Source organism: Rhizobium jaguaris, from assembly GCF_003627755.1.
In the GTDB taxonomy this organism is placed as follows: domain Bacteria; phylum Pseudomonadota; class Alphaproteobacteria; order Rhizobiales; family Rhizobiaceae; genus Rhizobium; species Rhizobium jaguaris.
This window is the reverse complement of sequence record NZ_CP032695.1, coordinates 1-22,326: the sequence shown is the minus strand read 5'-3', so window position 1 is coordinate 22,326 and position 22,326 is coordinate 1. Positions and strand designations below refer to the sequence as shown.

Annotated in this window: 16 protein-coding genes; 9 read left to right on the top strand and 7 right to left on the bottom strand. The window is 58.0% G+C overall.

Translation table 11 applies throughout. From position 1 onward, the window contains the following. Window positions 1–3 precede the first annotated feature (3 nt). A complete protein-coding gene (fabI, locus tag CCGE525_RS22225) occupies window positions 4–786 on the top strand; it encodes an enoyl-ACP reductase FabI (RefSeq protein WP_120706567.1) in 783 nt (260 codons plus the stop codon). Window positions 787–932: 146 nt separating this feature from the next. On the opposite strand, the gene CCGE525_RS22220 is transcribed toward fabI, so the two are convergent. Further along, window positions 933–1,235 carry an alkylphosphonate utilization protein gene (locus CCGE525_RS22220; RefSeq protein ID WP_120708562.1) on the bottom strand — a complete coding sequence of 101 codons (303 nt, stop codon included), beginning with the start codon at window positions 1,233–1,235 and terminating at the stop codon, window positions 933–935. 538 nt (window positions 1,236–1,773) lie between these two features. Here CCGE525_RS22220 and CCGE525_RS22215 point away from each other — a divergent pair. Continuing rightward, window positions 1,774–2,868: an LLM class flavin-dependent oxidoreductase gene (locus CCGE525_RS22215; RefSeq protein ID WP_120706566.1), complete on the top strand. Its 1,095-nt coding sequence runs from the start codon at window positions 1,774–1,776 to the stop codon at window positions 2,866–2,868. 11 nt (window positions 2,869–2,879) lie between these two features. After that, window positions 2,880–3,383: a flavin reductase gene (locus CCGE525_RS22210; protein ID WP_245472259.1), complete on the top strand. Its 504-nt coding sequence runs from the start codon at window positions 2,880–2,882 to the stop codon at window positions 3,381–3,383. Window positions 3,384–3,489: 106 nt separating this feature from the next. On the opposite strand, the gene pepT is transcribed toward CCGE525_RS22210, so the two are convergent. After that, window positions 3,490–4,722 (bottom strand): peptidase T, encoded by a 1,233-nt coding sequence (gene pepT, locus CCGE525_RS22205; RefSeq protein ID WP_120706565.1) that lies wholly within the window; start codon window positions 4,720–4,722, stop codon window positions 3,490–3,492. Between the two features lie 333 nt (window positions 4,723–5,055). Here pepT and CCGE525_RS22200 point away from each other — a divergent pair, with 333 nt between their 5' ends. The 4 genes from CCGE525_RS22200 (at window position 5,056) to CCGE525_RS22185 (ending at window position 12,612) form a co-directional block, all read left to right on the top strand. Beyond that, window positions 5,056–6,465, top strand: coding sequence for a gluzincin family metallopeptidase (locus CCGE525_RS22200; protein ID WP_120706564.1), 1,410 nt, complete (start codon window positions 5,056–5,058; stop codon window positions 6,463–6,465). Window positions 6,466–6,553: 88 nt separating this feature from the next. Next, window positions 6,554–7,180 carry a nuclear transport factor 2 family protein gene (locus tag CCGE525_RS22195; protein ID WP_162950264.1) on the top strand — a complete coding sequence of 209 codons (627 nt, stop codon included), beginning with the start codon at window positions 6,554–6,556 and terminating at the stop codon, window positions 7,178–7,180. Between the two features lie 38 nt (window positions 7,181–7,218). Further along, window positions 7,219–9,327, top strand: a complete 2,109-nt coding sequence (locus tag CCGE525_RS22190) for a hypothetical protein (RefSeq protein WP_162950263.1) — start codon at window positions 7,219–7,221, stop codon at window positions 9,325–9,327. A 114-nt stretch (window positions 9,328–9,441) separates the two neighbouring features. Beyond that, the gene (locus CCGE525_RS22185) at window positions 9,442–12,612 is read left to right on the top strand and encodes an ATP-binding protein (protein ID WP_120706561.1); all 3,171 of its coding nucleotides are present in this window, start codon (window positions 9,442–9,444) and stop codon (window positions 12,610–12,612) included. A 156-nt stretch (window positions 12,613–12,768) separates the two neighbouring features. Here CCGE525_RS22185 and CCGE525_RS22180 read toward each other — a convergent pair whose 3' ends face one another. The 4 genes from CCGE525_RS22180 to CCGE525_RS22165 form a co-directional block, all read right to left on the bottom strand. Continuing rightward, window positions 12,769–13,287 (bottom strand): DUF992 domain-containing protein, encoded by a 519-nt coding sequence (locus tag CCGE525_RS22180; protein ID WP_120706560.1) that lies wholly within the window; start codon window positions 13,285–13,287, stop codon window positions 12,769–12,771. Between the two features lie 247 nt (window positions 13,288–13,534). Further along, a complete protein-coding gene (locus tag CCGE525_RS22175; protein ID WP_120706559.1) occupies window positions 13,535–14,797 on the bottom strand; it encodes an adenylate/guanylate cyclase domain-containing protein in 1,263 nt (420 codons plus the stop codon). Between the two features lie 249 nt (window positions 14,798–15,046). After that, window positions 15,047–17,155, bottom strand: a complete 2,109-nt coding sequence (locus CCGE525_RS22170) for a putative bifunctional diguanylate cyclase/phosphodiesterase (RefSeq protein WP_120706558.1) — start codon at window positions 17,153–17,155, stop codon at window positions 15,047–15,049. A 274-nt stretch (window positions 17,156–17,429) separates the two neighbouring features. Continuing rightward, window positions 17,430–17,900 carry a winged helix-turn-helix transcriptional regulator gene (locus CCGE525_RS22165; protein ID WP_120706557.1) on the bottom strand — a complete coding sequence of 157 codons (471 nt, stop codon included), beginning with the start codon at window positions 17,898–17,900 and terminating at the stop codon, window positions 17,430–17,432. 174 nt (window positions 17,901–18,074) lie between these two features. On the opposite strand from CCGE525_RS22165, the gene CCGE525_RS22160 reads away from it, so the two are divergent. Together CCGE525_RS22160 and CCGE525_RS22155 are read left to right on the top strand one after the other, a co-directional pair. After that, entirely contained in the window at window positions 18,075–18,995 is a 921-nt protein-coding gene (locus CCGE525_RS22160; RefSeq protein WP_120706556.1) for an alpha/beta fold hydrolase, read from the top strand. A 175-nt stretch (window positions 18,996–19,170) separates the two neighbouring features. Next, window positions 19,171–20,337, top strand: coding sequence for a M20 aminoacylase family protein (locus tag CCGE525_RS22155; protein WP_120706555.1), 1,167 nt, complete (start codon window positions 19,171–19,173; stop codon window positions 20,335–20,337). Window positions 20,338–20,403: 66 nt separating this feature from the next. Here the strand turns inward: CCGE525_RS22155 and CCGE525_RS22150 are convergent, their stop codons facing one another. Continuing rightward, a complete protein-coding gene (locus CCGE525_RS22150; protein WP_162950262.1) occupies window positions 20,404–21,504 on the bottom strand; it encodes a heparin lyase I family protein in 1,101 nt (366 codons plus the stop codon). Window positions 21,505–22,326 lie beyond the last annotated feature (822 nt).

Genomic DNA, 22,326 nt, shown 5'->3' with positions numbered 1-22,326 from the left:
GACATGATTCCCGAGGCAAAGGCTAAGCTTCTTGAAGGAAAACGCGGACTGGTGGTCGGCATCGCCAATGACCAGTCAATCGCCTGGGGCTGCGCCCGGGCCTTCCGAGCCTTGGGCGCGGAGCTCGCGGTGACCTATCTCAACGACAAGGCCAAGCCCTATGTCGAGCCGCTGGCTGAAGCGTTGGAAGCGCCCATCTTCATGCCGCTCGACGTCTCTGCGCCGGGGCAGCTCGAAGCGGGGTTCGATCGCATCGCGGAACAATGGGGCGAGCTCGATTTCGTCCTGCATTCGATTGCCTTTTCGCCGAAGGATACGCTGCAGGGACGCGTCGTCGATGTGCCCCATGACGGGTTCCTGAAGACGATGGATATCTCCTGCTGGTCGTTCATTCGCATGGCGCACCTTGCCGAACCTCTGATGAAACGCGGCGGGACGCTATTCACCATGACCTATTATGGCAGCCAGATGGTAGTGAAGAACTACAATGTCATGGGCGTTGCCAAAGCGGCGCTGGAAAGCGCCGTTCGCTACATCGCCGCCGAACTCGGACCGAAGGGCATTCGCGTTCACGCCATCTCGCCTGGCCCGCTGGCAACACGGGCAGCCTCCGGCATCCCGGAATTCGATGAACTGCTGAACAAGGCACAGGAAACAGCGCCGACCCGCAGCCTCGTTTCGATCGACGACGTAGGCATGGCGACTGCTTTCCTAGCGCATGACGCGGCGCGATTGATTACAGGCGATACGATCTACATCGACGGCGGCTACCACATCATAGATTAGGCCACCGCGAGGGTTCGCCGGGCGGACCTTCGCGAGGTTTGCGAAAACTCAAGATCCTAACTGTCTGCGATCCTGCCACTTGCTTGCCAAAGCCCTCGCCGGTCAAACCTGATCCGGTCGCAGGCTGAATGATAGCGGCTCAAAAATCAGCGTTTGCGCACGAACTCCGTGCGCAGGACCAGACCCTTGATCGTGTCGTGCCGGCAATCGATCTCTTCCGGGTTGTCGGTCAGCCGGATCGACCGGATTACGGTTCCCTGCTTCAGCGTCTGGCCGGCGCCCTTGACCTTGAGGTCCTTGACGAGAACGACGGAATCCCCGTCTGCAAGAACATTGCCGGATGCATCGCGAACCTCCGCGGCCCTGGCTTTTTCCGCAGCGATTTCGGAAGCGGGCCGCCACTCGCCGGTTGCTTCGTCATACATGTAGTCGTCGTCCTGGTCGTTCATGTCTGTCGTTTCTCTTGTCTTGACGAAGTGCAGCACGTGCAGTCGTCTGTCGGCTGCGGTGGATCGGGCAATCACGGCCTCTATCGGATAGAAGTGCCGGCGTAAAGCTTGGCGATCGCTGTTTTGGGCCACGAGGCGCCGGCGAGTGGCCGCCAAGCTTCGATCGCCGATCGCGAATTCGGTTATATCGTCGCCGACTGCGATGACTCGTCGGCCCGGTCGCGACCGGGAACGCTCGGCATGGACAGCAAGAAATGAGACCGGCTCGCAGTCCCCGATCGAAGGGAACGGCACTGGCTGCCGCCAGGCCGACCAATATCTGACCTTGCCCGGCGCTTGGATCGGGTAGGTCGAGATAGTGCGTGACATCGGCGGGGCATGCCCGCGGTACCGGATCGCCTTTATGTTCTCTCTTGTCGGATTTCGTGGCGCAGCAAAACAAAGTTTATGCTTGAAATTATTTCGGCCGCGGGCTGGGATACAGTTGGAAGAAGCCCCATCGGTTCCATCCGCAAGAAACGAAAATAAAGAGGGAAACATGATCAAGTCGCATCCGCTGAAAGGTCCGAACCGGCTGAAGCTCGGCGTGTTCTCCGCCAATGCCGATGGCGGGCTGGCGATCACCGATGTGCCGGAGCGCTGGGCTGCCGGCTGGCAGGACAATCTGACGGCGGCGCAGATCGCCGACCGCGCCGGGTTGGAATTCTTTCTGCCGATTGCCCGCTGGCGCGGCTTCGGCGGCAAGAACCGGGTGCGCGAATGGTCGTTCGAAACCTTCACATGGGCGGCAGCACTGGCCGCGGCGACCGAGAAAATCGGCCTGTTCATGACCGTGCATGTGCCGCTGGTACATCCGCTTTACGCCGCCAAGTCGCTGGCAACCGTCGATCACGTCAGCCAGGGGCGGGCCGGCCTCAACATCGTCTGCGGCTGGAATCCGAAGGAATTCGGCATGTTCGGCGTTCCCTTGGTCGAAAAGGGCTATGACCAGGCGGCGGAATGGCTGGAGATCGTCGAAAAGCTCTATGCCTCCGATGAGCCCATCGACTATATAGGCACCTACTATACGCTAAAGGAAGCCGTCAGCCGTCCGGCGAGCCTGCAGATACCGCGGCCGGTGACGATGAACGCCGCGTTCGGCGGTCCAGGCCGGGATTTTGCGGCGGCCAGCTGCGACTATCTCTTCACCACCTTCACCGAGATCGCCGACGCCGGAAAGCATGTCGTCGATATCCGCGAGCGGGCGGAGAAGAAGGGCAGAGATGTCGGCGTCTATACCGTCTGCCACGTCGTTTGCCGCGAGACGCAGCAGGAGGCGGAGGACTATTACACCCGCTACGCTGTAACCATGGCCGATCACGACGCCGTCGATCAGCACATGGCCGGCAAGAAGGAATTCTCGCAGTCGCATGACCGCGACGCCTATGACCGCTACCGTCAGCGCTTTGCCGGCGGCGCCGGCAGCTATCCGCTCATCGGCACGCCGGAAAGGATCGCCGAGGAGATGATCGCCATATCGGCTCAAGGCTACGCCGGCATCGCCCTGTCCTTCGTCAATTACACGCAGGAACTGCCCTATTTCTGCGATCGGGTCATCCCGCTTCTCAAAAAGGCAGGGCTTCGCGTCGAATGAAAGGGCGTAACATGGATGGGATGCCACACGACGACGTGGAGACGGCCCGTCTGGCCTTTCGGGAGGGAATGGCCAAGCTTGCCGCCGCCGTCAGCATCGTCACGACCGATGGACCCGGCGGGCTGGCGGGCTTTACCGCATCCGCCGTCTGCAGCGTCACGGACACGCCGCCAACCCTCATCGTCTGCCTTAATCGGTCGAGCTCAGCCGCTGCCATATTCGATCGCAACCGCTCGCTCTGCGTCAACACGCTGGCCTCCGGGCGGGAGGCATTGTCCCGGCTGTTCGGCGGCTCGACGCCACAGCAAGAGCGTTTTGCCGCTGGCGAATGGCTCCCCGGCAGAACCGGAGCGCCACGTCTCAAGGATGCGATCGTCTCCTTCGATTGCGAGGTCGAAAGCTCGGTTGAAAGCGGCACGCATCGCGTGCTTTTCTGCCGAGTCCTCGATATCGCCCACGGGCAGGAGGAGGAGGCGCTCATCTATTTCCGACGGCGCTATCATCGCATCCGATAGAGCATTCCGCTTCAGGTGGAAGCACCTGCAAGCGGATAAAATGCTCTAGATCCAAAGAGTAGAGCGACCTTTGTGCATTCAAATGAACGCACGGCGCTCCAGCCTTTCAAGCACGCTCCGCCCAGATTTTCGCGAGTTCGACCAGCGTCTTGACGGCCTTCTCCATGTCCTGCCGGCTGACCCATTCGAGCGGTGAATGAAAGGCGTGGCCGCCGGCGAAGATGTTGGCGCAGGGAAGGCCCATGAACGACAGCCGCGAACCATCGGTGCCGCCCCGGATGCTGCCGCGCACCGGAGTCATGCCAGCGCGCCGGACGGCCTCGATGGCGTTGTCGGCAATCTCCGGATGGCGGTCGAGGATGGCCTTCATGTTGCGGTACTGCTGCTTGACCTTGAAGCTGTAGGAGGAGCCGGGATATTCCGCCATCACCTCCTTTACGACCGCCTCGAGCATGGCTTCCTTGCTGGCGAGACCATCGTCGTTGAAATCGCGGACGATAAAGCCGAGAGCTGCCTTTTCCATCGAGCCGGTCACGCCCGTCGGATGAACGAAACCGTCCCTGCCATCCGTCGTCTCGGGTGCTACGTCCTTCGGCAGCCGGCTGATGATCGCACCGGCGATCTTGATGGCATTCTCCATCTTCCCCTTGGCGAAGCCGGGATGGATCGCCACACCTTGAATGGTGATCTCGACGCCATCGGCGGAGAAGGTCTCGTCCTCGATATGACCAGCCGTTTCGCCGTCGATGGTGTAAGCGAACTCCGCGCCGAGCTTCGTCAGATCGACCTTGTCGACCCCACGCCCGATCTCTTCATCCGTCGTGAACAGGAGCTTGATCGTCCCATGCTCGATCTCCGGATTGTCGACGAGGAATTGCGCCGCCGTCATGATCTCGGCAAGGCCGGCCTTGTCGTCGGCACCGAGCAGCGTCGTGCCGTCGGAGGTGATGATGTCGTTGCCGATCTGATCGCGCAGCACCGGGTTGTCGCTGACGCGAATGATCTGCTGCGGATCGCCTGGGAGTTGGATGTCGCCACCGCCGTAGTTTCGCACGATTTGCGGCTTGACGTTCGTTCCAGTGAAATCGGGCGCTGTGTCCATATGCGAACAGAAGCAGATGACCGGGACCGGCCTGTCGATATTGGAGGGAATGGTTGCGTAGACATAGCCATGCTCATCAAGGTGCGCATCCGACAGGCCGATCGCGAGCAACTCTTCGACCAGAATACGACCGAGGTTCTTTTGTTTTTCGGTGGAGGGCTGTGTCGATGACTTGGGATCCGACTGAGTATCGATAACGACATAGCGAAGAAAGCGATCGGCAACAGTATCGGTCATGAGCTCAGGGTCCAATGTGTGTTCGTCAATGACGGACAGCTATAGCCCTCGACGGCATCGCCGTGAATCTATTTTCGCTTGTCCGCTGCGTTTTGTCAGTGCGGCAACCGGCCGACTCCGTCGAAATTGGTAGGAAAATTACTCCATTTGGCCGATTGAGATAACCTGCACTGGCACTAAGCTCTATAACAATTAAGGGATGCTGGATCCGACGCCGACGCGCCGCTGCCAAGCCGCAGCGGGCCCGCGTTGCTCGATGTACAGCCTACCGAAGTCGTCAATCCGGAGATGAGAATGCCACTGCTGTAATTCGGAAGCGAACGGGAGCAGATCATGAGTGGCGCACCGGCGAACAATCCACCCGCTATCACGGACATCACCATATGGGAGGATGATCCAGTAAGCGGAGTATTCACAACAGCAGCCAAACCGGATATCACGCTACCGCCTCTCAAGTTTTTGATTCCAGGGGCTGTACCGCCTGTCAGCAACGATATCAACTCCGCAGCATTCCGATACTGGACCGCCGCAGAAGCCCTGAAACGGGGCGTGAATTTCTGGGCTCCGGTAATCCCGCAACCACAATTGTGGCAACGAGGCGGCGACACTCTCGAGGTGCATCTTGATCGATGGGAAGATTTGGAAGCCGACTACGACAGGGATGCATTGAATTTCTATCACGGGCCATCGGCTTCCGGGACAGTCTATTCCTGCGCGAGCCCGGATGTGCTCTGCCATGAATTGGGGCATGCCATCCTTGATGCGATCAAGCCAAGCCTGTGGACGGCTCATCTTCAAGAGGTCGCGTCTTTTCATGAAACCTTCGGCGACATGAGCGCCATATTATGTGCGCTGCAGTTGCCGTCATTTCGCCAGGCCATTTTGGTGGAGACAAATGGCAACCTCAATTGTGACTCCCGGCTTTCGCGGATAGGCCAGCAATTGGGAACAGCTGTGCACGCTCTTTATCCCAAGGATGCCGATCCCAACTGCCTTCGCAATACGTCGAGTTTTTTCAGCTATTGCGACCCGTCTAGCCTCCCTTCCAGTGCCCTGACGACAAGTCTCTCGTCAAATCCGCATTCTTTTTCACGGATATTCACCGGCGCGCTGTTCGAAGCGCTTGCGGATATGCTGACTGTTTGTGCCGCCAATCCCAATGCGCCGACACCGAATGAGTTGCAAGCTGTCAGTGAGGATATGAGAGACATCATGGCCTCTGGCGTCACAAATGCTCGGCAAATTCCGGGTTATTTTGCGGAGGTTGCCACGACCATCGCGCTTGCGAGCGCTCAAAAAAATCCAGCCTATCCCGGAATATTCTTAGGCGCGTTCGTCGGCCATGCCATTTTATCGATGGAGACGGCTGCGACCATACAGTCATCTCTAAATGTTCTTCAAAGCGAATTTGAGGGGATGGCGAATGATCGCCGAACGGCTGAATCGCTGACGGTTCTTCCGGCCTCGCGTTACGGTCTTGCCGAAGACCTCAGCATCGAGATGATCACTTCCCCACTAGGTTTTATTGCTCGCAGCGCGCGCACGGATGGCAAGCCGATGGAGCACACAAGCCTCCCGGTTGCGGCCGAAGCTTTCGTCGACGAGTTATTTATCATTGGGCAGGTTGATTACAATGGATTCGGTCTCAAAGGCTTCAACTCCTACGGCAGACGTCGAAGCAAGACGCACGAACTCGTCCGCAGAGATGGCGGCCTGATATTGCAGCGGCGACTTTTCCATTAGCCAGATACTACGATTGGGGGAAATGTCTTTTAGCAAGAGGTTGTCTTGGTGGAGGTCCGCCGAGATTCATCACCGCCGGGAGGATGGGATGGCAGCCGTAAGAGGGGACTTTGCAAACCGCGTTCTGCGCACGAAACTAGCGCTCGGCATGGCTGTGGTCATGGCATCAGCCGGCCCGGCGATTGCTCAATCCGATCCCGCGGATCCGGCATCCACGATGCCGGACTGCACCTATCAGGGCACCAACTATCTACTATCGGTCACCAATCCGCCTTCCGCCGACAGGCAATTCATCATGGATCTCCTCCATCGGTACAATTGGGCGCTCGACGAGGGCTCGTTAATCGGTGTCGACGAGATGCTGCGTGATGATGTCACCTATGAACTTTGTAACTCCATCGAAAAGCAAGTGGAGCTGAAGCAAAACAAGGTGGAGTTGGAAGAGTATCTCGAAAATCTTTCGAACGAATTGGGCCACAACAGCGCGATAACGAGACATATCGAGAGCAATACACTTTTGAATGCGGTCGACGCAGACACGGTGCAGGGAAAAACGACCGTCGTCGTTACTATCCAATTCGGCGGAATCGAAACGCCGGTGCTCGACTATACGGGAGCCCTTCACACCGTTTTCAAAAGAGATGCCAGTGGCTGGAAGTTCGCGAGCATCATCCTCATCACGGACGGCCCCAAGATCAGTTTCAGGGCGCGCTAGGCAGCCGGCTCGTCTGCTTACATGCCGAGGAGTTGATTTTGCGGCATATTGGTTTGAGATCGATCTCGATTGCATTGGTCGTGAGCTTGCCGCTCGGCTCGAGCTGGCCGACGGGAGACGAGGCCGGGACCGCCACCATTTACCGCCTTGCCGAACAAATGGCGGCCCTTGCAATCCCCAGAGCCGAGACTTCGCGCTGTAGCGGGAACGAGCGTTGCGATCGAACGACGGGTTGCATCGCCCCCACGCCTCCGCGGGAACCCGTTGCGGAGGCGCTGCCTGACGATGAGAGCCATCGGCTCTACCTACGAGATCTACAGGTTTTTCAGCTCTGCCGACAATTGGCGCTGACCGCACCAAGCGCTACGGACGCTACTCTTCAACTGATCGGCGATGGCGACCAGGACGCCGTGGAACGCAAATTCGCAGAAACTGTTGAGCGCTGGAACGGCAATTTCCTGTGGGCACCCGCATCTCAAACCAACGATATAATCACCCGGTTCGGTGACGAGGCCCGCGCTGTTTTCGGCCCGATCCCCGACGGCGATTGTACGGATGAAGGCGCAAAAAACATCGCGCTGGAGATCGACGGCAATGTCGTCGACCTTAAACCTAATCCCGCGAAGCCTGGAAACCCACTGGAATTCCAGCATCGCGACGCGGCCGGTACCATCGTCAAATGGACAGTTACTGTAGGGCGATGCGACAAGCCTTCGCTTGCTGGCAGCGTCACCTATTGCGGCATGAATTCGCGGATAAGCCGTATCGTCAAAGGCAATGTCGAATGGCTCTCCTTCTGTCGCAAATCCACATCGAGCCTCGAAATCGAGCCCGACGCCTATTGGCAGAGATCAAACCCGAAATTCTCGCGCCTGGGCATCATCGGATTCAACGCAACGAGCGGGGAAATCGTGTTCTTCGATGGCACGAAGAAGCGGAAGGAGTTCGACTGGACGCAAACTTTCGTGCCGCCGGGCGGTCATTCCTATTCCGATCGACAGGGCCGCGGGGCGGCGGAGGCGCTATATGATCCGACCTTTCAAATCGCATGCTCGGCCTGCCACGACAACAAGAGTGCCTATGTCATCGATCCTCATATCGGCATGTCCAGGGTCGGATACTCGTCCATCACGGGCGACGGCAATAGCCCGACACTCGGCCTCGGTGACTATCTACCTCAAACGCGACGCAGGAAAGACTCGCCTTTCCGCATCATCGGCTCGGGCTATACCAGCACGCATGCCGCCGCAATCCGGCGCGCAAAAACGGTCATCGATCCCAGCGGCAACTGCACCACCTGCCATACGCTGACGACGCAGGCTACCGGGCAGCGCTTCGCCGCTGACGCTGTTGCTTTGGATCCGTGGATTTCGCGGCCGCGTTGGGCGCAGCATCTGCAGCTGCAAGCGGAACAGATGAAACTATATCAGATCGATAGACACAGGACTGAGTGGGCGCGCCAATCCGGGCGGGGGAAAATCCATCCATGGATGGTTCCGATCGACGGCAACGACCTGTCGACCTCAATGCCGGAAATCAGTCCCGACGACTGGCGCAGACTCAGCAATTGCCTTTGGGACGCAGGCGGAGCCGAATGCGGTTACCAGCCGCTCTACACGCAGTGCCCGGCGCCTGGTACAGGATCGCAAGGCGACAATGCCAAGCCCACGGAATTTGCGGCCACACAATTTCCTCTCCCGCCAGGAGAAAAGGGCAGTGGCCGCATGTTTCGATTGAGCTGGAACTATCTGAACGATCTGGGTGGCGTACCTGAAAGGGATGACGTCCGCTTCGATGTCGCGCTCAAGTCGGTGGCAATTCCCCCTTCCCTTCAGCCGCCGGTGAAGGAGGACTATCCAACCATGGACGAAACCAAGGGTAAAGACTTCAGCGCCGTCGATGGCGAGATCGGCAAATCGGGCTCGGCTACGCTGATCCGCAACATCGCCTATTTCGGGCACGCAAAATTCACCGAGCCGGTCCCATCGACAATGCCGCGGGAGTTCAGGTTGGATCTCCCGGCCCAATGTGATCGTCGCTATCTGGCCCGGATTCTTCCCAAAAGGTTCTGTTTCGATCAGAGCGGCATCAAATATGCGGACGAGGGCAATCTGCTCTATGCCGACATTCGGTGTGACCAGCCGTAAAGTTTTTATATTCGAAATAGCTTATGAACGACGATCAAGAATGCTAAGCTAAGGGGCTCGGGGTACTCAAAGTTAGAGTGGCAAAGGCATGCAGCGTTTCGCGTTGGGGGAGCCATGGACAATATAAGGAAATGGCTGAGTGAACTGAGGCTCGATCATCTCGTTGGTATATTCGCGAAGAACCAAATAGATTTTGACAGCCTCCGCCTCCTCTCCGAGGAGGATCTGCAGGAGATGCGGATTCCTCTCGGCCCGCGCCGAAAAATCCTGGCCGGCATCAAGCAACTGAACAGTGAACAAGGCCATGCACTGTTGTCGCCGCCGGTCGAACGCCGGCAATTGACCATATTGTTCTGCGATCTCGTCGGATCGACCGAATACGCGACCCAGCTCGACCCAGAGGATTTCACCCAGCTTACCCAAACCTATCTGGCGGCCTGCACGCGCGCCGTAAAAAGCCATAACGGCATCGCCGCGAACTATATCGGCGACGCGTTCCAGGCCCTGTTCGGATATCCGATCGCAGAGGAAGACGATGGCGAGCGAGCGCTGCGGCTTGCCTTCGATATTTTGCGGATCGTTCCACAGATCGAGGTGCCACGTGGACCGCCTCTGCGCGTGCGGATCGGTATAGCAAGCGGACTGGTGGTGGTCGGAGATTTCGTCGGAGCGCCTGCGGGCGTCTCGACCGTCGCTCTCGGTTCGATCCCCAATCTGGCGCAGAGGTTGCAGACGCTGGCTGAACCGCAGGCGATACTGACCGATCAGAAGACCTATGAGACCACGGCAGGCGCATTCGAGTTTACGGATCTTGGACTGCAATCTCTCAAGGGGTTTTCCTCGCCGCTGCAAATCTGGCGCGCCGAGAAGGCCAAGGACCTGGAAAATCGCTTTGCAAAGAGAACAAGGTTGACGGAACTGGTGGATCGCCAGGAGGAAATGACGCGCGTCCTTGGGCTGTGGCGCGAGGTGATTTCCGAGAATCGCGGCCACGCGCTCTTGATCTCCGGTGAACCGGGAATTGGCAAATCGCGGCTGGTTTTCGAGGTTCAGCGGCAGATCCCGCAATGCACGGTACTGACACTTCAGTGTTCCAGCGCCTATTCGAACAGCGCGCTCTTTCCATTCCTCAGCTTGCTCAAGCGTTACGCCGGTATTGATGCCGACGATGCGCCCGACGTATCCTTGGATAAGCTCGAGGCCATCCTTTCGCTCAGCGAGGTTCCGATTTCGAGCTCGCTGCCAATTTTCGCCGATCTGCTATCCGTGGAGCAGACACGTTATCCGGCTACCGATTTGACCCCGATGCGCCAACGCGACGTATCGCACAGGATCCTGATCGACTGGCTTCATCATGTTTCTCGGATCAGCCCGGTTCTGCTAACGATCGAAGACGAGCATTGGATCGACCCTTCCTCGCGCGAGGTCGTCGGAATGCTCGTCGGAGAAGCCATCTCCTTTCCGATGCTGATTTTGATCACCTCTCGCGAGAAGTCGCTCAGCAATGGCGCAGAACCGGAGACATTATCCAAAATTGGCTTGGAAAGGCTGAGCCGTGCCGAAGCTGAAATGCTCGTTCGCCATATTGACGAAGCCAAGAGCTTGTCCAGCGAAACGAGCCTTTCGCTGTTGGCCAAGGCGGAGGGCGTTCCACTCTTCGTGGAGGAACTCACCCGCGCGTTGCTTGCAACGGATCCCTCTGCCGGTGGCGAAGTGCCGGATCCGCGGACAGCGACGCTCGCCGTGCCCAGCTCCCTTCAATCGTCACTTCTCTCGCGTCTTGACAAGATCGGCCCAGCAAAGGCAGTGGCCCAGATCGCGGCCGTGGTGGGACGCGAATTTGACGCAAAGCTCGTCGCTCACCTATGCGGTGTCGCGCCACCCGCCCTCGATCCAACACTTAGGCGGCTCGTTGAATCGGACATTGTCATCCGGCAGCCATCAACCGGCGGCCAGAACTACGCATTTGCTCACTCACTTTTACAGGAATCTGCACGCGATACCTTATTGCGTGAACGATGCCGCGAACTTCATGGCAAGGTCGCAGAAGCTATTGAGCAGGTGCATCCAAAGCTTGCGGCGGAACATCCGGAAGTCCTGGCCCAGCATTTTGCCGAAGCGGGGCTATTCGAGCGCGCTGCCGATTGCTGGCTTGCCGCTGGTCTTAACGTCGCCAAGACCTGGGCCAAGGTGGAAGCGGCAAACATGTTCGCGAACGGTCTGGAGTGCCTGGCCAAACTACCGGCCTCGGCCGGGCGCGATCGCAAGGAGCTTCGTCTCGAACTGGAGCGCGGCGACGTACTCTACGCGACATTCGGCTACGTAACCGCCGGAGGTGGCGCAGCCTACCGCAATGTCCTGCAGCTCAGTGAAAAACTGGGGGATACCGAAGCGCCGATACGCGCGCTCGACGGCATCTTCGGAACCGCCTTCAACTCCGCCCGCTTTGCAGACGCGCTCTGGGCGAGCGAACAGTTGATCGATATCGGCAGAACTCGCGGTAGCCTCAGGGCAGCCGTTCTCGGGATGCAATTCAAGGGTATGAGCCTCTTTGGACAAGGCCACTTCGCAGAAGCCCGTGAATATCTCGAGGCGGCACTTCGCCATATCGGGGATGCAGACGAAATCGGCAGCGACTTTCCAAGCATGGCGATGTCGTATCTTGCATGGACTTTACAACTGATTGGGCTGGATCGCGAAGCCATCGAATTGTATCGTGCCGCGGAAGCTGACGCGCGTCGACATTCCGCCTATAGGCTTGCAGCCTACCTTGGCAACGGCTGTATTCTCCACGCATTCCGTGAGGATATTAAGCCACTGCGTCGCATGGTCGACGAACTGTCCGTTCTTGCCGAAGAAAACGGCTTTCGCATGTGGCAGAACATGGCCTATTTCTTCCATGGCTGGCTCATGGTGCGACTGGACAGTAATCTGTCCGGCCTCGCAAAGATGCGACATACATGCGACAACCTGGGAGAGCAGGAAACCGACAAATCCTGTTATCTCGGCTTGCTTGCCGATTGCTATCTGCGATCGGGAGATCTCGACGGCTGCTTCGCAACCCTAAACCAGGCCCTGGAACTGGTCGCCAATACCGGCGAGAACTATTTCACGGCCGAGCTGTTGCGCTTGAAAGGCGAAGCTTTATCACGTGCAAATTCAGCGCAGGGCGAGGCAGAGAGCTGTTTGTCCAAAGCTATCGAATTCGCCCGCCAGCAGAAAGCACGAACCTGGGAAATGAAGGCGTTGGACAGCCTCCACCGGATTCAGGGATTGAACGCATGAGCCCGTGCTTGAGGTTCATTGATCGTCACCCCCACGGGCACAAGCCTGGCCGAGGAGCGGCCATGGCCACGTTTCGAACCATCAGCGGCCCGTCCCCTGGGCGTACCCTGCTTCGAGGCAAGGCACGCCCATGGCCGATGGAATATGCAGATATGCTCAGTTTATCGCAGTCAACGTCACCGATGTGCCGGTTGCGGCGACATTTAGGCCAAGCTGACCGGTCACGCTGACCAACTGGAGGTGGACAGAGCCGGAGCTGCCGCCGAGAAGAATGTTGGCGCCCACGCCGGCACCAACGGTCGCTTCGGCGGTAATGCCCGTATAAAGGCCGCTCAATGCACCATGATGATAGCCGGCTGTCGGGGCGAAGACGAGCCAAACGAGCCGGCTGCGGGTCGTGAAGCCGAGATCGACGCCTAATTTTCTGATAGCACCACTATAGTGGTCTACGCGCTCCCTGCCGACGGACGAACGGAAAACACAATCGACTTCCTTGGCCGACCCGAGCACGTATCCGACACCGCCGCCAACGTCGCAAGTAAGATAGCCGATCTTCACGCCGTTGCGCTGGTCCGGTTCCTCATAGGTTGTCTGCAAATCGGCCGCGCGCGCCGTCGCCGCGCCGGTGACGATCAATGATGCTGCTGAAAATGCTGTCGCGAGTAATTTTTTCATCTTTCTCTCCTGTCAGAGTATTCAGGGTGCAAGGCCCCCCGCTCGTCGGGCCGTTGAGTCGGCCCTAACTAACGTCTGTGATCGCAGAACGATCCCACAAAATTGAGGCGGCTATCATTGTTATCCCGTTCATAATATAAGCAATTATGCAAAAGACGACAGCCCCACACGCTTCACGTTTTGCGATCAGCGTTATCATATCTTAACGTGCGACAATTGGATCAAGCGAGCGTCCTGGCCGCAGGTATTATGATCTGGCTTTCTGACGGGCCATGCTATTTCCGTTCGTCGCGAAGGCGAAGACATCGACGGGTTCGCCAAGGCCCTTGAGAGGAAAGGCACCGAGGCTTTCCATCGCGATTTCACAACCTGCCATGTCGACGAAGGCCTTGGACAACAGCACGGGCCGTTTGACCTCCTTGGTCAGCGTCTCCAGGCGCGAAGCGACATTGACAGCCGGCCCGATAACCGTGAAGTCCAGGCGGGTGCGAGACCCGATGTTGCCATACATTACGTCACCGACATGCACCCCAACACCATAGCGCAGCACCTCACGGCCGTTCCGGCTATTTTCCTCATTCAGCGCGTCGACCGCCGCCTCCGCTTCACTGATCGCCTGCAGAAGATTGGCGCAAGCCTTAGGGTCGCTGAGCGGGAAAATCGCCAGCAGGCCATCACCCATGAATTTGAGGATCTCGCCGCCATGTTTCTCGATCGGCTCCGACATCGCGTCGAAATAGGCGTTCAGAAGCTCGATCACGTCATCGCGCGGCCACATGTCTGAAATCGTCGTGAAATCGCGCAGATCGCAGATGAGGATGGCCGCGCCGACGGTGGTGCCGCTGCCGCGGGTGGTTGCACCGGCCAGGATCTGCTCGCTGGCATGTGGTCCCACATAGGTGCGCAGAAGTGTCCGCGCTATAATGTTCTTCAGCCTGATCTCGCTTACCAGCGTCAGGGCCGGCAAGAGATCCTTCAGGAAGGCGACATGCTCTTCGGTAAATCCGCCCGGCACGTCGGCAGCAAAGGTGACGATGTGGCGCTTGCCAAGCGTGTGATAGATCGGCCACGCGATGTAGTCGGTCAATCCTTCGGCATGCATTTCCTGATAGAGGGGGTAGGCCGGCCGATTGGTGGCATTCAGGTCTTCTAGGTTTTGGCGAACCTCCGTGGCACCGTTGAAGATCTCATTGATCGGGCTTGCCAGAAACTGCGGCGTTGTCTCGACACCATGGCTGAAGGTGCTGATATTGGCCTCCTCAAGCCCGGTGCGCCAAAGAATTCGTGCACCGAGCCATTCCGGATGGAGGGTCCTGAAATGCAGTGTCGCCCTGCCGACGGGGACGCCGGCAGCCCGCAATCTCCCGCACAGGTCCACGAGAATATTGTCGATGAAGCGTTCTCCGCGGGTATCATGCACCAGCCAATCGAGGATCGCACTCCGCCTTGTCGGCCAGCTTCCTTGGCTCTCGACATGCGCTTTGGCCGCCGCTTCCGCTGAAAATTGCATTACCCATACCTCACGAGAACTTAGTCTTTGTTGACGCGCAACGATCCGTGCCGAACCACAAATATACGCCGATTGTCGTTTTCCGGGAACGACAATCGGCCTCGACCATCGATTTTCTAAACCGATGCGCGAAGGCATCTCGCGTTCGCACACGACCTATTCGAAACAGATAAGATCGACTTTGGCGCTTGTTAAGAGTGAGGGTGTTCGGCCTGTGCAGCCGCTTTTCGCAATCTTGGCCGGGAGATCTCAGAGGCTGCGGCGCACAGCAGAATGGACCGCCTGTTCCTCCAGACGCACTGCCGTGGCCGTTCCTTCCAAAAGCTCCGAGCTCATCAGGCTGATTTGGCCGCTGGTGATGATCTGATTCAGGGGTACCGGGCGGCCCAGCAAATATCCCTGTGCTTCATCACAGCCTTCCGCGCTCAAAAGCGTAAGTTGGCCCTGTGTCTCAATGCCCTCGGCCAGTACTGGAATATCTAGGCTCTTGCCGAGAGCCAGCACAGCGCGAATAATCGCCTTGGCCTGCGGACTGGATTCGATTTCGCTCATGAAGGAGCGATCGAGCTTGATTTTGTCGAAGGGGAAGGACCGCAGCGTATCGAGCGACGAATACCCCGTCCCGAAATCGTCAAGAGCGATGCTGACGCCGAGTGCCTTGATCTGGCGCAGCATATGTAGCGAACGCTCCCGATCGGCGAAAATGGTCGATTCCGTCAGTTCCAGTTCCAGTCGATCTGCTGGCAGTCCCGTTTCAATCAGGATTTCGAGGACGAGCTTCGGCAGATCGGTGTGTGCGAATTGAACCGGAGAAAGATTGACGGCCACCTTGTAGGGAGGTTCCCAGGACGCCGCCCTGATGCAGGCGGTTCGCAGCACCCATTCCCCCATTTGCTGGATCAGGCCATTTTCCTCCGCCAGTGGGATGAACTCGGAAGGTGGAATGAATCCATGTTGCGGATGCTCCCAGCGAAGCAGGGCCTCGTATCCGCAGACCTCGCCGGTCGAGATGGACGTCTGCACCTGGTAGTGAATATCCAACTGGTTGTTTTCGATTGCCTGCCGAAGCTCGCTTGTCAGAGTCCTGCGAGCTCTGACGGTTTCATCCATCGATTGCTCGTAGAAGCAAACCGCTCGAGTAATGTCCGTCTTCGCGCGGTACATGGCGAGATCTGCGTTATTGATCAAAGCCTCTTTGCTGTCGGCATTATCGGGGTAGAGAGCAACGCCAAGACTGGCTCCAGGGACGATTTCATAATCATCGAGGCGAATGGGCTTGAAGAGAGCGGCTTCGAGACGCGCCAGAAAATCGGCAAGGCCGGCCTGGTGTCGCATGCGATAAACGGCAGCAAACTCATCGCCGCCGAGCCTAGAAGCAAACTCGCCATCACCCAGAAGATTGCTCATGCGCCGCGCGAGGATCTTTAGTACCTCGTCGCCGGCGGCATGGCCGCGAAGATCGTTGATCTCTTTGAAGCGGTCGAGATCAATGCCAATCAGAGCAACCTTACCTCCCGTTTCCTCGGCAATGCGGAGTTCATGATCGAGATGATCGTTGAAGCTCGCCCTGTTCGGCAGGCCGGTCAGATTATCATTCATGGCCATGTGCCGAAGTCGTTCATACGATTCCGCGCGCATGCTGTTATCGATAAGGTAGCTGGCAAGCCCTGCACCGACGATAGTCAACGCAACCCCGGCGACGGCCAGTGCAAGCGCCTGCAAGGCGGCTGGATTCGAAAAAGAACCGTCGATCAGCATTGGAGAGACGCGGAACGCCGTCATTCCAGTGAAATGCAGGCTGACGATCGCCAGAACGAGAACGCCCGTCGCGACATATTTATCGCTCCGAGAGACACGGCGCATCGCGAAATGCAGGGCCAAGCCAGAAAACATGACAGAGAGGAAGATCGACGCCAACAGGTAAGGCCTGTCCCACGAGACAATACCTTGCACGCGGTAGGCCATCATGCCGGAATAGTGCATTGCGACGATCGCAAGACCGACGATACCGCCTCCGACGGCCGGTGCCATCTGCGTGAGGCCGCTCGCCGCGGCGACAAGGCCCAGTTGAACACCGACCATGGCGATCAACAGCGACATGATGGTCATGACCGGATCGAAGCTCACAGGCACATCCGGATAATAGGCCAGAATCGCGATGAAGTGCGTGCACCAGATTGCCGAGCCAGCCGCAACGGTCGTCAGAAGATGCCATCCGATCCTCTGTGCACCTGTCGTGCTGGCTGCTCGATCGAACAGGCGGATGATAACCCAGGAGCCCGCGATGCATACAACTGCTGCAACGATCACCAGCCAGATATTATGTTTGCCGGCTATACAGCCTAATACGGTCATCATTGTTTAATAGCTTTCAAGACGCAAAGTGCGCTTAGCTTTATTTCTAATTTCGGTTTCTTTAATTCTGGTGAAGACGGCCAGCAATTGAGGCGCCGCAGCTACGAGTGTTCTGCCCAGGGCAGTGGGAATCGGCGAACGGTTCACGGAGCGATCTGCGCGCGCTTCAGATCGGCTCCGTATTGGCCTGATTTGATTGCAGCCTGCTTTTTGGCGAACCGCCGGCCTCTCGGCGCAAATGAAGCTGGATACTAAGCTGCCTGCCTCCATCGAGGCTCTATTTGTGCTCGCCGGCTGTTGACTCCCGAACGGGACAGACAACGGTGTCGTCCGGCCCCAGCACGCGCCCATCCTCAGAGCGAAGCTCCAGTTTTCGTACGGGAAGGCCTTGCATCCTGTCGACGAGAAGCACGTGCGCTTCGTCGGGCTCGAAGAAAAAGTCCTCGCCCCACTGCCTGAGGGCGACGAGTACTGGAAACAGGCCGCGCCCCTTCTCTGTCAGCAGGTATTCCTGATAGGGGCTGCCGTCCGACGCAGGGACCGTGACCATGATGCCATGGGCAATGAGATTGCGCAGGCGCGCCGCAAGGATGTTCTTCGCGAGCCCAAGGCTCTTCTGGAATTCTCCGAACCGCCGCAGGCCGTCGAAAGCGTCGCGGACGATCAGCAACGTCCACCAGTCGCCAATCGCATCCAACGGTCTGGCAACGCCACAGCTCGAATTCTTGTGGCTTATTCTTTTGACCACCGCGACCTCACCCCTTGTTTCGTTTCCGGCATATCCACCCTACGACCAGACGGATATCGGCTCATTCCCTGTTCCATATAGTAGTTGCAATTTGAAACCGCAATCGATATGAGATAAGTGGTTTTAATTTGAAACTACCTCGCCTGCACGCCAGGGCAAAGGGAGAAAATATCCATGGTTCAATCAGACGCGACCTTCGACGGCACCTTTCCATTCGTGCCGCATTTCACCGACGCTCCCGGTTTCCAGATGCACTATGTCGATGAGGGGCCGCGTGAGGCAGAGGTCGTGCTATGCCTTCACGGTGAGCCCACTTGGGGCTATCTCTTTCGCCATCTGATCTCCGCGCTACGCAGCACCTGCCGCGTGGTCGTTCCCGACCATATGGGTTTCGGCAAAAGCCAGACGCCGCAGGACCGCAGTTATTGGCTGCAGGATCACATCGACAATCTGGAGCGTTTCGTCCTTTCGCTCGATCTCAACGATATCACCCTTGTCATGCACGACTTCGGCGGTCCGGTCGGCATGGGGCTCGCCGCCCGCCATCCCCATCGCATTCGTCGCGTGATCACGACCAACGGACCAACCCCGTTCGGCCAGGCCGATCTCATCGAACGAGTCATGGCGAATGCCGCCGTCTCGCCATGGTTCCAGTGGATCGCGAAAGCAGAAGTGGACGGTAGCCTCGACGCGGTCCTGGGTCAGCTCGGCTTCAACATGCTGAGCACACTCAAGCTCAACGGCTTCGAAAACAACGAGCTCATCACCGACACGTGGCTCGCCGCTTTTGCCGCGCCCTTCGCTCGCCCGGCCGACTGCCTTGGTGCGATTGGCTGGGCCAAGGGTTTTGCGACCAACGCGCACAGATTTGAGATACCCGACGCAGCCGCCAATCGCACTATCCGCGCCAGGCCCGCTCTCGCCATTTGGGGTGAGGCGGACCGCACGCTCCACGCCGGGCATTTCCTGCCGCTCTTCACCGAGCTCTTCTCCACCGCTCCGGTGCATCGCCTCGCAGGCGTCGGTCACTACTGCCTGGAGGATTCGCCGGAAGAAGTCATTGCTCTCGTCTCGGAATTTATCCGGCGAACCTAAATCAGCGGAATTAAACGCTTCGGCATAGAAGCTAGCCCATATGTTCGGCTGCTCGCAAATGTGGTTATACCAGCATTCCGCTCAAGACTATGTCAGAGATAGTTCCAGACCGCTCTGCGTTTCGCGGCCGCGGTAATCCGAATGCAAGCAACAGACCACCCCAAGGAGGCGATTCATGAACCCGTCCGAAACATCGCGGATCATCGCAAACGAGGCCAAAAACTGGCGCCGCGAGATTCACCAGTACCCGGAGCTTCTGTTTGACCTGCCGCGTACATCGGCAATGGTGGCGGAGAAGTTGAAGGCCTTCGGTTGCGACGAGGTGGTGACGGGGATCGCCAAATCGGGCGTCGTGGCGGTGATTGCGGGCAACCGGGGCAGCGGCAAGACGATCGCGCTTCGCTGCGACATGGACGCACTGCCGATGTCGGAACAGACGAACCTGCCCTATGCATCGAAAGTGGCTAACATGATGCATGCTTGTGGACATGATGGCCATACGGCCATTTTGCTCGGCGCCGCCAAGCGCTTTACCGCCGATCGGGATTTCGCCGGCAAGATCGTTCTGATCTTCCAGCCGGCGGAAGAAGGTGGCGGCGGCGGACGCGTCATGCTGGAAGAAGGACTGCTCGATCGCTTTGGCGTCGATGAAGTCTATGGAATGCACAATCAGCCGGGGCTTGCCGTGGGTTCGTTCGCCATCCGCAGCGGCCCGATGATGGCTGCAGGCGATCGCTTCGTCATCACCATCAACGGGCGGGGCGGGCATGCGGCGTCGCCGCATCTCGCCCGTGACCCAGTGCTTGTCGCTTCGCATGTCATCGTCGCGCTCCAGTCGATCGCATCGCGCTTTACCGATCCGTTCGATCCGGTCGTCGTTTCCGTCACCTTCATCAGTGGCGGAGACCGGAAAGCGCTGAATGTCATCCCTCCCGCGGTTGAAATCGGCGGCACGATCCGGACGATGCTACCGGCGACACGCAAGGCCGTCGAGCAACGGTTTCGCGATGTGGTCTTGGGGACGGCGAAGCTCTACGACGCGCAGGCCGAAATCGACTGGCGCCCTGGGTATCCGGTGACCGTCAACAATGCCGAGAAGACTTCGGTTGCGATTGCGGCGGCCAGGAGCATCGTCGGTGCCGACCGTGTCGACGGCAACTGGCCGATGACGATGGGCTCGGAGGACTTTTCTTACATGCTCGAAAGGCGGCCCGGCGCGATCATCTGGCTCGGCAATGGCGACAGCGCCGACCTGCACAATCCGGCCTATGATTTCAATGACAATGCGATCGCTTACGGCATCGATTATTGGGCCGCACTAGTGGCGCAACAACTCTCATAGCCGAGCAGGAAAGCACAATACGCGAGTGCCGTGGGTCGACGCCCCTCAGGGGCGACCGGCCGCCCCCTATTTTCGGGTGGTATCGATCCTGATCCAATCCAGCTCCAAGGTGTCAGAAGACGGTATATAGTCGCGATACTGGCCGATCTTAAACTTGGTCATCGGCGGAGATGACGGGTCAGGCTCGTACCCGATCTTGCCCGTTACCCTGGCGATGAATCTGCCGTCCTGATGAATCTCGATGAATGCGTTGCCGTCGCGCCCCGCCTGAACACGATAGCGCATCTCGACCCACTCCCCCGCTGGCGTCGACAGGACGGGATTGCGCCCGTATTTCACCTCCAAATCAGGCGCGCAAGCTTTGCCATTGCTATCTTGCGGTCGGATGGATTGGCAATAGCGCGGCGTGCCATCTTTCCAAACGAGATTGCTTCCTTTCGCGGGCGCGGACGCGATTAAGCATCTGCACATGTCGTCCTGGACCGTGACATGCAGGATGCCGTCGTCGTAGCGCTGTGCAAGAAACGGGCTTGGCGACCAGCCCTCGAACTCCCGCTCATACCTGTTATTGATCGGCTCCTGTTTCCACTGTGCCGTGATCCAGCGAATGGAATCCCTGTCGTTCAACACGTCCTTGGGCATGCGGAACCGGTAGGAATAGATGAGCGGCACGTCGGACCTTCGAAAAAAGGGCTTCTGCAGACGAAGCTCTTCGCGCTGAATGCATTCGTCCTCCTGGTGAGCTGATTTGACCCGGTTCCAGGCGGCTTCGTCGCAATATCGATCGGGCTGGCCCGCCGTCGGCGCCCATTTCGGTTTCGGCTTGGCGAAGAAATTCGTTCCAAGAAACTCTGGTCTGCTGAAGTCCGTCACTAAGTGGCGTTTTGCAGCCTGCGTCTCCTGCGGTACTTTGCAGGCAGGCTCGCACCTTTTGCCGCCGAGGGAGGACTCGTTGACGGTAATTCCGGCGATATGATCCTTCTTGTCGGCAGGGTTAGCGGAGAATGTCACAGGTGTGTTTGTGTTGTCGATCTGGCAGGAACACCATTGGTTCTGATTGATCGCCGGTGATCTGAAATCGTCACGAAAAAGCTCGGCGGCCGACGCGCTGGATGTGAATGCGGCAAAAAGCGAAAGAAACATTGCAACAAGCGTCGAGCGCCGCATCGTCATTCCCCAGGGGTATGAATTGCGCCTTTGGAGAAGGTTTAAACACAGAATCTGGCCAATTGAAATGCGGTGAAAGGACGAAGCCCCGGTGTCTTCGCATTGCATCTGCATGGAGTCCTGGGCGGCTCAATCTGTCGCCAACGCGACGGCAATTTTTAGGGCGAATAGGTTGCGTAGGGCATAAGGTGGAGAGGACCTCGCCGATAGAGCAAGGAGCTCTCCCCTGAGAGCATTCGCTCTGGAAACCGCTCAATTACCTTGAGCGGCTGCAAATTATCGGCCGGAGCTAAATCGCTGTTAAATTTAAGCTAAGCTGTCAAACGGAAGCAATCTGATCATTTACTTCCGCCACTCCCCACTCCCATTGGGCGATCCAATTCCGATCGATAGGGGGCTTCCCGACTGGGGCCGATCCGCAGGGCGTGAGCCGCCAAACTGAGACCGAATTGATAGGAGAAAGTTACTACAATAATGCCCGAACGCAAAGTGAAATAGGTGACATAATTGATCTTTTGGCGCTCGTGTCGCCTGAAACGTCGGACTAAGCGTCTGATTGACAGAAGCTGAATACCCACTATCCTTTTCCCAGTTCTTGCTTCGGCACGACTTGCGAAACGACGTACGTAGGGTCTTCTTCCTCGGCTGGAGCGAATGACAAGCGGGATCTCGATCTCCAACATATTCACCGCGGAATAGCCTCTTATGCGTGGTCATGCTCGACAATAGCGATACTCCGACCAAAGATCTGGGAGAGCTGGCAAGCTCAAGGTCGTTGAGCATGTCCAATCACTTTCGCCGGGACGTGTGGGACGACATGTT